8 protein-coding genes are annotated in these 12,792 nt (G+C 63.8%); 6 read left to right on the top strand and 2 right to left on the bottom strand.

The annotated features are described in order from the left end of the window. Positions 1 to 62: 62 nt before the first annotated feature. Complete coding sequence (sohB, locus tag ABMD26_RS21535; protein ID WP_192067303.1) at positions 63 to 1,088, bottom strand: protease SohB; 1,026 nt, start codon at positions 1,086 to 1,088, stop codon at positions 63 to 65. Between the two features lie 250 nt (positions 1,089 to 1,338). Between sohB and ABMD26_RS21530 the strand changes: the two genes are divergently transcribed. The 6 genes from ABMD26_RS21530 to efeO (ABMD26_RS21505) all read left to right on the top strand — a co-directional run bounded on the left by ABMD26_RS21530 (position 1,339) and on the right by efeO (ABMD26_RS21505) (position 11,464). Continuing rightward, positions 1,339 to 1,656, top strand: a complete 318-nt coding sequence (locus ABMD26_RS21530; RefSeq protein ID WP_049859445.1) for an SCP2 sterol-binding domain-containing protein — start codon at positions 1,339 to 1,341, stop codon at positions 1,654 to 1,656. A 175-nt stretch (positions 1,657 to 1,831) separates the two neighbouring features. Next, positions 1,832 to 6,907 carry a dermonecrotic toxin domain-containing protein gene (locus ABMD26_RS21525; RefSeq protein ID WP_354311732.1) on the top strand — a complete coding sequence of 1,692 codons (5,076 nt, stop codon included), beginning with the start codon at positions 1,832 to 1,834 and terminating at the stop codon, positions 6,905 to 6,907. 150 nt (positions 6,908 to 7,057) lie between these two features. Further along, positions 7,058 to 7,900 carry an iron uptake transporter permease EfeU gene (gene efeU / locus ABMD26_RS21520; protein ID WP_354311731.1) on the top strand — a complete coding sequence of 281 codons (843 nt, stop codon included), beginning with the start codon at positions 7,058 to 7,060 and terminating at the stop codon, positions 7,898 to 7,900. 7 nt (positions 7,901 to 7,907) lie between these two features. Then, positions 7,908 to 9,101 carry an iron uptake system protein EfeO gene (efeO, locus tag ABMD26_RS21515; RefSeq protein ID WP_122742785.1) on the top strand — a complete coding sequence of 398 codons (1,194 nt, stop codon included), beginning with the start codon at positions 7,908 to 7,910 and terminating at the stop codon, positions 9,099 to 9,101. A gap of 194 nt (positions 9,102 to 9,295) precedes the next feature. Then, positions 9,296 to 10,609, top strand: a complete 1,314-nt coding sequence (efeB, locus tag ABMD26_RS21510) for an iron uptake transporter deferrochelatase/peroxidase subunit (protein ID WP_354311730.1) — start codon at positions 9,296 to 9,298, stop codon at positions 10,607 to 10,609. Between the two features lie 27 nt (positions 10,610 to 10,636). Next, positions 10,637 to 11,464 (top strand): iron uptake system protein EfeO, encoded by an 828-nt coding sequence (efeO, locus tag ABMD26_RS21505; RefSeq protein WP_122742783.1) that lies wholly within the window; start codon positions 10,637 to 10,639, stop codon positions 11,462 to 11,464. 521 nt (positions 11,465 to 11,985) lie between these two features. Here the strand turns inward: efeO (ABMD26_RS21505) and ABMD26_RS21500 are convergent. Next, complete coding sequence (locus ABMD26_RS21500; RefSeq protein WP_122742782.1) at positions 11,986 to 12,783, bottom strand: IclR family transcriptional regulator; 798 nt, start codon at positions 12,781 to 12,783, stop codon at positions 11,986 to 11,988. Positions 12,784 to 12,792 lie beyond the last annotated feature (9 nt).

Raw genomic sequence — 12,792 nt, 5'->3', positions numbered from 1 at the left:
GACTCCCGGGCAATCAGTGGAGCAAGGTTTACATCGGGTTCTGCACTACATAAGGCTGACCGTTACCAGAAGCGCTGCTGGGTGAGCTTGCCCCAGGCCTTGCTCGCCACGTGCTCGAGCGAACTGCTGGCCGCCAGACCGACCCGCTCCTGCAGGCTTTTGCTCTTGGCGTAATGCAGATGAAAGACTTCAGCCTGCTTGGCGCGCTCGGCCAGGTACTCATCGCTGGTCTTGAGCTCATCCACCAGTTGCTTGTCCAGCGCCGCCACGCCCAGCCAGACTTCACCGGTGGCGACGTCATCGATGGACAACTGCGGCCGGTAATGGGCCACGAAGCTCTTGAACAGCTTGTGAGTGACGTCCAGGTCTTCCTGAAATTTTTCCCGGCCTTTCTCGGTGTTCTCGCCGAACACGGTCAGGGTGCGTTTGTACTCACCCGCCGTCAGCACTTCAAAATCGATGTCGTGCTTCTTCAGCAGCTTGTTGACGTTGGGCAACTGCGCCACCACGCCGATGGAGCCGAGGATGGCGAACGGTGCGCTGATGATCTTCTCGCCGATGCAGGCCATCATGTAGCCGCCACTGGCCGCGACCTTGTCGATGCACACGGTCAGCGGCACACCGGCCTGGCGGATGCGCGCCAGTTGCGAGGACGCCAGGCCATAGCTGTGAACCATGCCGCCGCCGCTTTCCAGGCGCAGCACGACTTCGTCGTTGGGCGTCGCGAGGGTCAGCACGGCGGTGATCTCATGACGCAGGTTCTCGGTGGCCGAGGCCTTGATGTCACCATCGAAGTCCAGGACGAACACCCGGTGCTTGCTGTCGGGCTTTTTCTTCCTGGCTTTCTTGTCGGTCCTGGCCTGTTCCTTGCGCAAGGCCTTGAGCTTGTCCTTGTCGAACAGCCCGGCTTCGAGCCGCTCGCGCAGGCCCTTGTAGAAGTCGTTGAGCTTGCTGACCTGCAACTGGCCAGCCGGTTTGCGCCGGCCCTTGGCACGCAGCGAGGCAATCGCGGCCAGCACCACCAGAATGGCAACGACCAAGGTGACGGTCCGGATCAGAAAACCGGCGTAATCGGCAAGAAACTCCACGGTGACTCCTTACATGCATGACGCCCGCCAAACCAGGGGGCGATTGAATGGGCCCAGCATACCGGGGGGCAAAGCCTTGGGCCAGCCGTGAAACGATCGGCATCAAACAAGCCTTTCAAACGCACGTATGATTTTTCGTTGACAGCTGTCGATGCCCCCCCTACCCTCGGAAGACTTTCACTGTCACATCGAGCCTTGGCCCTCCCAAGATTGCGCGATCGCCGCACCCTTCCAACAAAAGGAACGCACCATGACCTCCGTAGCCGACGCCGTACAAGCCATGAAAGCCAAGTTCAATCCAGCCGCCGCCCAAGGTCTGGACCTGGTCTTCGGTTTCAACATCACCGACGAAGACAAGCACTACGCGCTGCACGTGAAGGACGGCACCTGCGAACTGGAGGAAGGTGAAAATCCGGACGCCAACGTCACTCTGGTCATGGACAGCGAAACCCTCAAGGGCATCGTCAGCGGCGAAACCGACGGCATGCAGGCCTTCATGGGCGGCAAGCTGCGCGCCGAAGGCGACATGATGCTGGCCATGAAGCTGAGCGAACTGTTCCCGGTCTGATCGATTGCGGTGAGACCAGACGCCTCGGCCAGTGCCGGGGCGTTTTTGTATCTGGACGTGCCCAGGCGGCGATCCCAGGTTACACATATCTACAGCTTCCCCGGACCGGACAGGTTCTAGCGTAGGCGCTCCGCGAGCTGGCAAGGACCGGCTCGCACCACAAGGAGTCCGCCCGATGTCCAACACCCTGCCCTGGTTCCATGCCCGATCGCTGGCGCAGCGCATGTCCCGCCAATTGCTGCAAGCCCTGCAGGATGAACGCTTGAGCGTCATCGAGCACGACTGGCTGCGGCGGTTGCCCGAACAGCCCAGTCTGCCCAGTGACATGCGCATCAGCCTGTTGACCAATGCGGCGCCCGGTATCTTCAGCGGTCTGATGATCGCCCATGCCGACATCACCAACCCGGCCGTCTATTTCTACTCCCCGATGGCCGGGATACTGCCCTTTTTCACTCGCCGTGAACTTGAAGCGGCCCTGCTCGAGCCTGGTACCGGACCCGACCTGGAGGGGGCTTACGCGCGCTGGCTGTCGGTGTCCAGGACGCCGTTCCAACGCTGGATGGACGCGATCATCCAGGCCCATGCCAAGCGGCTCAAGCCCCTGGTGGCGTGTTTGCAGAGCGTACCGGCGTTACGCACCGTGCTGGATCAGGAGTTGACCCGCGCCCTGCGCACTGCCCTGCCGGCAAGCGACCCGATCGTCCCGGCCCTGCACCGCATACAGCGCCGGGTGGGCACCCCTGGAACCGTCGAGACCACCCAGAACCTGATCGATGTCGGTCTGGACAGGCTGACCGGTCGTGGCAGCCCGTCCGTGGAACATCACTTCATCGGCGTGTACGGCCAGGCCCTCAGCGCCACTGAAACGGCCACGTACAACGCGACCATCGCGAGCACCGTGGCGAAACTTCCAGGGGCTTTCGATCAAGCGCTGGTCGCTTTCTGGGCTTCCACGCCGTCGTCTTCGGCGTCGACCTACCGCACGTTACTGGCCCGACACCTGAAGCACAGCTACCTGAACGCGGTGCTGGAGATCCAGGCACATCTGGGCTACACCCCGGCGCAGCGAGCGTTGCTGATGGACGCAGCGCAAGACAAGCCGCGTGCGGACATCGTGCTGCAAAGCCTGAGCTTCGCCGCCGATCCGGTTAAAACCGACCGTGCAGTGCCCTGGCCTGGGGTGCTGGTGATCAGCGATAGAAACGATGCCGCACTGGGACACTGGCTGTACAGCTGCGACCAGGGCTTCACGCTGTGCAGCGACTTCAGGGCCTTGAGCCGGCATTTCGACACCTTGATCGCCCAAGCCCCCAGCAGTCCAAGAATCATTGCCAGCCAGCGCCAGCTGTTCAACGCCACCATCGTTCCCGGGGCGCAGCTGACGCCCCTCACCAGCAGCCCGTGGCAAGCCCTCGCCGATGGCTTCATCGATCTGCAGCGCCGCCGCGTTCAGGACTGCTTCGACATGCCAGCCCAGCTGCGCGGCAATCCGTTGTCCGCCATGGCCCGGGCCACGGCACTCCATGATCTGCTCCAGCCCAATCTGGCCTGGCTGGGCGAGACAGTGGAGCACGCCGCCCCCGCCACCCCGGCGGTCGACGAGCCGAGCGGGCCGCCCAGCCAGACCTGGCTGCGGGAACTGCACGCCATGCAACGTCAACTGGATGGGCAGCGCAAGCGCTCACTGAGCCTGGTCAAGGGAGTGCAACAGTTGCTGGCGCCCGGTTTGCTGGCGATCCAGTCGACGCTGCCCGTTGATCAGCTGCACTTGCGTATCGCCGGCTCGCCGCAGTTGTCGTCGATCAGCCTGGTGGACTACTTTCTGGAGCGCTGCAGCGGCGCTATCGTTCAGGCACTGTCCAGTGTCGACGCGGTGCTGGACGCCCGTGGCAACACCCTGCAATGGCCCGACATCCTGCAGATGGAACGCCTGATCGGCGAGCAACGCCGACACGTGCCTCGTGCATTTGCGCGCCTGGCCGCTCGCCATGACACCACCCCCTACGGGCATTACCGCGGCACCTACGACCTGCAGGGGCAGCGGCGAGCCATCACCGAACGTTGCCTGCGCATCGGTCTGGCGTCGGCGCGGCGTGAAGGGCGAATCGACGAGAAGATGCTCGACTGGCTGGCCGTTGCGCTGGATCGACCGACGGCGGCATTGCGCAATGCACTGGACGTGGACGTGCAAAGCCTGTGCCTGCGCGCGCGCAGCGATGGCAGTGAGGTCGTGCTGAGCAATCTGGTGCTCATTCATCAGCGCTCGCAACCCGAAGGCCCGGTGCTGATGTGGTCGACCCACGATGGCCTGCGGGCGTTCAGCTCTGCCCAGCAGATGAAGGAGACCGTCGCCACCGTCGTGACTCACCCGTCAAGATCGCGAAATCTGGGCAGCGGTCGCTACTTCCGGGACCGCGCAGGCCCTATTCAGGACAACGCCAGCCTGGGGGGCGCGTCCGACCTGACGACCCATGCCCTGCGCGGTGATTTCATCGCCGAGTTGTGTGCCCTGGAATTCAATCGACGCCTGGTTTACTTGAGGAGCAACCTGCAGCTTGGCATCGACTGCCACTTTTCCACCCAACTCATGCAGGGCAATACCGATTTCGAGCACAGCGACGACACCCTGGCAGCGGCGCTTGAATGGCTGGGCACCGAAATCGCCAATAGCCAACTGGTGGAACTGCTGCCTGGCTGGCTGAAATACGCCTCCAAAGAACAGATCACGCGCTACACCGAAATCTTGCGACGCTGCGCATCGACCACCGATGCTCAGGGTAACTACCTGGCCAACATACCCTACATCCTGGATTTCTCCCGAGACCGCCTCAAAGAGGCCATGCTCAAGGCCTGGCCGCAAGGGCCCTACAATCCCGATCGGGTGCAGATCACGCTGACCGATACCAGCGGCGGGGGCTTGAGTGCCGGTGGCGGTATCGCGCTGGGCAGTGCCGCCGGTGTCACCCAGTCACTGACGCAGTGGGCAGTCGACCAGTTCGGCGGCTCGTTGAGCAGTGCGATGACCATCGTGCTGGACCCACCCAGCCAAACCATTGCCACCCCAAGCACACACCAGATCCGCACGTTGGTGGACCAAGCCGACATCGGTGGTGCCTATCGCAGCATGCTTGCCGAACGGCTCGCTCCCACGAATGCCGACTATGCCGAACGCCGCCGCCTGTTCGCCCGGGGGGTACCGCCGCAGATGCTGCGCTACGCCGCCGAACGGCAGATGCAGGGCAAGCTGAGCAACGAGGCCGTCAACCTGATCGAGCAGGTCATGGAGATGCCCGACGGGCTGGCGCGTGAACCGCTGCACCGTCACAACGTCATCATTGCGCCATTTGGCTTGATCCCGGACACTGACGTTGCCGCTGACATGGCCTGCGCGATGTTCCTGTTCGCGCCCGACGACAAGGCGGCAGGGCCGGTCGTGTTGTACAGCGCCTACGGTGGGGAACAGACGTTGCTCGAGTACGCCGACCGCGCCAGCCTGCTCGCCCAGGTGAAAACCGACGCCAGCCTGCAGGCGCTGATCATGTCGCGCCTTCCGGCACAGGCCAAGGAACGCTACCAGCACGGCGGTTTCCGGGAGCCCCATATTCCATGGACCACCGAAGTCAGCGATGGCCAACGCCCGGGCCGCCCGCCTTCGATTACCTTGTCGGACAAACCCTACACCGGCAATGCGCTGTTTCTGATTTTCGAAGACACCCTGAAATTGATCCAGCTGGCCGCCAAGGAGCAAACCTTGTCGGCTGGCGAGGCCACCTGGAACGCGTTCTGCCGTCTGCTGGAACTGGGTTTGCAGCAAGGCTCGGTCATGCTGCCCAGTGCCGTGGCCTCGCTGGTGGCGCTGTATCAGGGCATTGTGCTGGTCCGCGATTCGGTGGAAGCCGCCAAGGAACGGAAATGGGGAGAAGCGGTAGCCGACCTCGTGGCGGCCTTGGCGTCTGTCGTGGGGTCGCGGCAAGCCCTGGACGACCTGGAGTGGCGTGAGCCGTCCAAGCGCCGGCCTTCCGACGAAATGGCGGCATCCCAGCAAGGCGTGCTGGGGACATCCGGGCTGACCGCCTTGAAAAATGCCCAGGCCACCGATGTGGTGCTCTCCGAGCTGCACTTCGACCCGCTGCTCAACCTTTACAAGAGTACCGACGGCAAACACCGCTATGCCGTCGTCAGTGGTCGAGTGTACGAGGTGGCGGACGCCGACGTTGGCTTGAAGATCATCAGCCCTCAAGGCGACGGCCCGAACCTTGAGCTCGATGAACAGCAGAAGTGGCGAGTGGATGCCGAAGTGGTGCGGATGGGCGGCGGCTATTCCATCGTCGAGCACTATGACATATGGGTGGCCGAGCAGAACCTGACGGATCTGTTCGTGACCCAGGCCGAAGGCGCTCTGCAGATTCGCCGGCAGTATCCTCGGCGGCATCGGCAGCTGGTGGAGGCCCACGCCCACAGCGTGGAATGCCTGCGCAACGCCTTGGCCAACCTGAATCAAACCGCGCCCCATGTACCGCTCGCCGCTGAAACCAACGCCGTACTCACCGACATATTCGAGGTCGATGTGACACCGGCCATGCTGCATCAGATTCGCAGCAGTTGCCTGCGCCTGCTCAGCGAGTTCACAACCCCCGGTCTGGACCCGCAATCCTCGCCCCGCTACTGGGTGGGGCTGAACAAGCAACGGCACAACGGCACCCACGCGTTCGTCTGGGAAACCGATCCGCAGAAGCGCATCTTCCTTACCGAAGAGTTTTACGTCCTGCCGCCGGAAACCATCCTCTACTCGGACCTCCACCGCAGCCAGAACGACATGTTCCTGCATCACCAGGCCTCTTCACTGCTGCATGAAGTCAGCCATCAGGTACTCAAGACCGTGGACATCGCCTACATGGACAGCTTCAGGCCACTGCTCGAACAACACGACACGCTGGGCGGGCCTCACAGCCAGGCACAGCTCTACGCCCATAGCCTGAACCGGGTACGGCACGAGGCATTGTCCTTGAGCACCCCGGACACGAAACTGTTCACCCGGCGCGGTACCAACGGTCGTCGTGATTTTCGCCACTACGATGGGCGTCAGCGGGAAATGATCCTCAAGTTGTCCGGCCAGTCGACCTTGGCCGAAGCCAGGGTGGCCTTTCGAGGCAATCCGGAGGTGCGCGCGAAGATCATCCTGGCGAACGCGGATTCATTGACGCTGCTGGTACTGCGCTTGGGCCAGGAGGTGTACGGCACCACGGGTTGATGCCTAAATGGCGGCGCGGCCCGAAGGTTCGCTCCGCCATCCTGAAGATTTGTTCAGCTTCCGCTCGGCGCAAAGATCAAGCGCTCTGTTCAATAATGAGTATCATTATGTTACAAGTTAGCATCCTTATTACTCCTCGAACGGTGCGAAGTGCTGGTTCCATTCTTGATCATGCTGCGCGAAGGGATTGAAGCCGCGCTTATCGTTGGCATCATCGCCAGCTACCTGCAACAGACCGGCCGTGGTCAATGGATGCCAGCGGTCTGGATCGGCGTCTTCCTGGCCGCAGCCGTGGCCCTGCTGGTGGGCGGTGGTCTGGAATTGATGAGCGCGGAATTTCCGCAGAAACAACAGGAATTGTTCGAAGCGCTCATCGGCCTGGTGGCCGTGGTCATCCTCACCTCCATGGTGTTCTGGATGCGCAAGGTCGCCCGTTGCGTGAAGCATTCGTTGCAGGCCGCGCTGGACCAGGCCCTGACCGGCTCTCGCCATCAGGTTGCCGCGCTCATTGCCATGGTGTTCTTTGCGGTCGCCCGTGAAGGCCTGGAAACCGTGTTTTTCCTGCTCGCGGTTTTTCAACAGAGCGAAGGGCCTGGCGCGCCCATCGGCGCCCTGCTTGGCCTGCTGGTCGCGGTGGCGGTCGGCTTCGCCATCTATTCGGGCAGCATGCGCCTGAACCTGTCGCTGTTCTTTCGCTGGACGGGTCTGTTCATCCTGGTGGTAGCGGCCGGGATTCTCGCCAATTCCGTGATGGCCCTGCACGAAGCCGGGGTCTGGAACAGCTTGCAGACCGTGGTCTTCGACATCAGCGCCACGCTGCCCATGGACGGTCCGACCGGATCGGTGCTGGCCGGCATGTTCGGCTATCAGGATGCTCCCACCGTCAGCACGTTGGGCGCGTACCTGATCTATCTGGTCGTGGCACTGGTGGTGTTCTTCATGCCCCATGCCGCGCCGACGCCGGTTCCCTCCTCCCCTGCCACTCATCAGTAAGGCCTCCATGTCCAATCCAGTCAATGGCGCGCCGCCGCGCCTGATGCGTCTGGCGCTCGCCGGGTCGGTGGTCGTGATGATCGCCGCCGGCGGCCTGTTCTACTACGCCTCGCAAGTCGCTTCGAACAAACGTCAGGCCAGTGCCCAGAACGAAATCGTGGTGAACATCCATCCACACAACTGTGAGCCGGCCTCACTGACCGTGGCTGCCGGGCGCAACAGCTTTCGCATCGTCAACCGTTCCGAGCGCGCCGTGGAATGGGAAATCCTCGACGGCGTGCTGGTGGTCGAGGAGCGCGAGAACATCGCGCCCGGCCTGAGCCAGGTGATCAACGCCAACCTGCAGCCGGGTGACTATCAGATCACCTGCGGTCTGCTCAGCAACCCTCGCGGCACGTTGAAGGTGACGCCTACGGCCGAATCCGATGCAGCCGCCAAAGCGCGGCCGTCGATGGTGGCCTTCGTCGGCCCGCTGTCGGAATACCGGGTGTACCTGGCGACCCAGGGCAGCGGCCTGATCCGCGCCGTGGATGCGTTGAACCAGGCCATCGTTGCCGGTGATCTGGCACAGGCGCGCCATCTGTATGCACCGGCGCGCGCCGCCTATCAACGCATCGCGCCCGCCGCGCAGCGTCTGGCCGAGCTGGACAATGCCATCAACGCCCGCGCGGACTACTACGAAAAGCGTGAGCAGGACCCGGCCTTCGGCGGCTTCCACCGCCTGGAATACGGCCTGTTCAAACAGAACACCTTGGATGGCCTGGCACCGGTGGCGAAGAAACTGGCGGCCGACGTCACCGAATTGAAACGCCAACTGCTGGCTCAACCGCTGCCGCCCGAACAACTGGTGAACATCGTCTCGCGCAACCTGCGTGGGCTGGCGGACATTCGCACCAACGGTGAGGAAGAGCGCTACAGCCATACCGATTTGAATGGCTTCGCTGCCAACCTGGAAGGCGCGCGCAAGGTCATCGACCTGCTGCGTCCGCTGTTGGCCAAGTCGGCGGCCGAGTTGCTGCCGGGCATCGATGCCGCAGCGGACGAACTGGCCATGCAGTTGGCGAGCCTGCGCAGCGGCGACGGTTACCAAAGCTACGAAACGGTCAGCGCCGAACAACGCCAGCAGATTGCCGCGCAAGCCAAGGCCCTGGCCGATGCCCTCGACGGCATCGACCCCGCCCTTGGCCTCTCCACCCTGTAGCAGCGGCGCGAGCCGCGTCGCGGTTTACGCGCTATGGCTGACTGAACGCGGTGAGACCGGACAAGGTTTGAGCGCGATCTCTGTAGCAGCGGCGCGAGCCGCGTCGGCGGTCTCCACAGTGTGATTGGCTGGCCGCGATAAAGCCCGACGCAGCCACACGTGCGGCGAATGGAAAAGATACGAGGTCAACGATCATGAGCAACACCGACAACCCGAATTCACCGGTCGACGCCCAGCGTCGGCGCGTGCTGCTGGGCCTGGGCGCTGCCGGCGCGGCACTGGCCGGCGCGGGGCTTAGCTGTCCGGCGATGGCGGCCCCCGCCGCCAAGGTCACCGAAGCACCGAAAAGTGAAAAGACCCAGGACCGCCACGACTACGAGGGCCAGCACCAGGCCGGCATCGTCACGCCACGACCGGCCGCTGGTATGATGGTCGCCTTCGATGTCCTGGCCAGTGACCGCGCAGACCTGGAGCGCCTGTTCCGCACCCTGGACGAGCGCATCCGCTTTCTGATGACCGGCGGCCCCGTCGCTCAGGTCGACCCCAAGCTGCCTCCCCTGGATTCGGGCATCCTCGGCCCGGTGGTGGTGCCGGACAACCTGACCATCACCGTGTCGGTGGGCGAGTCGCTGTTCGACGAGCGCTTCGGCCTCACCGACGTCAAGCCCAAGCGCCTGTCGCGGATGGTCGGCTTCCCCAACGACGCACTGGAAGCCGATCAGTGCCACGGCGACCTGACCCTGCAGTTCTGTGCCAACACGCCGGACAGCAACATTCACGCCCTGCGTGACATCGTCAAGAACCTGCCCGACCTGCTGTTCGTGCGCTGGAAGCAGGAAGGCACCGTACCGCCGCAAGCGCCCGCCAAACCGGGCGAACCCGAGCAGAGCGCGCGCAATTTCCTCGGCTTTCGTGACGGCTCGGCCAACCCGGATTCCAACGACAACCGGCTGATGAACACCCTGGTGTGGGTGCAGCCCGACAGCGACGAACCCGCCTGGGCCGCCCACGGCAGCTATCAGGCGGTGCGCATCATCCGCAACTTCGTCGAACGCTGGGACCGCACCCCGCTGCAGGAGCAGGAAAACATCTTCGGCCGGGTGAAGACCACCGGCGCACCCATGGATGGCCGGCTCGAAAGCGATGTGCCGGACTACGCCAAGGACCCCGAAGGCAAGATCACCAAGCTGGACGCACACATCCGCCTGGCCAACCCGCGCACGGCTGCGTCGCAGCAGAACCTGATCCTGCGCCGCCCGTTCAACTACTCGAACGGGGCGAACAAGAACGGCCAGCTGGACATGGGCCTGCTGTTCGTCTGCTACCAGGCGGATCTGGAAAAAGGCTTCATCACCGTGCAGACCCGCCTCAACGGCGAACCGCTCGAGGAATACCTCAAGCCCGTCGGCGGCGGCTATTTCTTCACCTTGCCGGGGGTGACCGGCGCCCAGGACTTCATCGGCCGCAGCCTGCTCGACGCGACCAGAACCACCACGACCAACGCTTGACCACTTGAGACCACCGGGGAACCCCTCATGACAAAGACGCCACTCGCTCTGCTGCTGACCCTAGGCCTGTTGAACGCGCCGCTCTCGGCCTTTGCCGCGACCCAGTCGCCCCTGGACCTGGTGGGCCCGGTTTCGGACTACAAGATCTACGTGACCGAAAAGGTCGACCAACTGGCCGTGGAAACCGCCAAATTCACCGACGCGATCAAGAAGGGCGACCTGGCCACCGCCAAGAAGCTGTACGCACCGACCCGCGTTCACTACGAAGCGATCGAGCCGATCGCCGAGCTGTTCAGTGATCTGGATGCGTCGATCGACTCCCGGGTCGACGATCATGAAGCCGGTGTGAAGGCAGAAGATTTCACCGGGTTCCATCGCCTGGAATACAGCCTGTACTCGGAAAACACCACCAAGGGTCTGGATGCCCTGGCCGACGGCCTGCTCAAGGACGTGAAGGACCTGCAGAACCGCATCGCCGAGCTGACCTTCCCGCCGGAAAAAGTGGTCGGCGGTGCTGCCGCGCTGCTGGAAGAAGTGGCGGCGACCAAGGTGTCGGGCGAGGAAGATCGCTACAGCCACACCGACCTGTATGACTTCCAGGGCAACATCGATGGTGCGAAGAAGATCGTCGACCTGTTCCGCCCGCAGATCGAAAGCCAGGACAAGGCGTTCGCCGCCAAAGTCGACAAGAACTTCGCCACCGTGGACAAGATCCTGGCCAAGTACAAGACCCAGGACGGCGGTTTCGAAACCTACGACAAAGTCAAGGAAAACGACCGCAAAGCCCTGATCGGCCCGGTCAACACCCTCGCCGAAGACCTCTCCACCCTGCGCGGCAAACTCGGCCTGAACTGACCGCCCGCTGTTTCCCGCATGCCCTCATGAGGCCCCTCCTGTCAGGGGCCTTTCTTGTGCGCAGACCCCGCCCCCACAAACACCCCAATCCCCTGTAGCAGCGGCGCAAGCCGCGTCGGCGGTGTATGCGGTGGGCCTGATGCACCGCAAGGCCCCTTCGCGGGCAGAGCCCGCTCCCACACCCGCCCGCCCCTCTCCCACAGACACACCCCCCCTGTAGCAGCGGCGCAAGCCGCGTCGGCGGTGTATGCGGTGGACCTGATGCACCGCAAGGCCCCTTCGCGGGCAGAGCCCGCTCCCACACCCGCCCGCCCCTCTCCCACAGACACACTCCCCCTGTAGCAGCGGTGCAAGCCGCGTCGGCGGTGTATGCGGTGGGCCTGATGCACCGCAAGGCCCCTTCGCGGGCAGAGCCCGCTCCCACACCCGCCCGCCCCTCTCCCACAGACACACCCCCATGTAGCAGCGGCGCAAGCCGCGTCGGCGGTGTATACGGTGGGCCTGATGCAAATGATTGGCGGCTAGGGCTGCGGTTTGGCGCCCAGTTCGGCGCAGACGGCCTGGGCGGCTTTCTGCACCACTGGCACCAAGCTATGCATCTTTTCCAGCGGCATGTACGGCACCGTACTGGCGACACTGATCGCGGCCACTACCTGCCCACTGGCGTCGCGGATCGGCGCGGCGACGCAGCGGATCGAGGGTTCGTTGTCTTCCAGATCGAACGCATAGCGTCCCGCGACGTACGTTCGCATACGGGCCTGGAACTGCGGCCAGGTCAATTGCGGGTGGTCGGGCCAGAGCGCCGACTTCGCCGCCAGCGCCTCTCCCTGCTCGAACAGCCGCTGCCATTCGGCTTCACTGGCATCGAGCATCAACGCCTTGCCGATACCGGTGCGCGCCAGCGGCATGCGATGCCCGACCCGCGAACGCATCTCCGGGCCATTGCGCCCCGGGGTCTTGTGCAGGTACAGCACCTCATCGCCGTCGCGAATCGCCAGGTGAATGGTATCGCCGGTCAGCGCCGACAGCTCATCGAGCCAAGGGGTCGCCAGCATCACCAGCGGCACCTCCTCCCGCGCCTGAAAGCCCAGCTCGATCAGCCGCGGCCCCAACAGATACCCCACCTGAGGCAACACCCGCAGGTAGCGCTCGTCCACCAGACAGCTGGCCAGTCGGTGCGTGGTACTGCGGGTGGTGCCAATGCGCCGCGCGATCTCCTTGAGATCGCGGGCGCCGCCGGCCACGGCCTGAATCACCGCCAGGCCGCGCAGCAGGGTCTGTGTGCCGGTCGGTGCGGCGGGGGGCATGTCGTCCTGCATGGTCAACCT

The organism is Pseudomonas sp. PvP001 (assembly GCF_040546375.1).
Classification (GTDB): Bacteria; Pseudomonadota; Gammaproteobacteria; order Pseudomonadales; family Pseudomonadaceae; genus Aquipseudomonas; species Aquipseudomonas coleopterorum.
The sequence above is the reverse complement of the archived record's forward strand: the minus strand, read 5'-3'. Positions and strand labels throughout refer to the sequence as shown.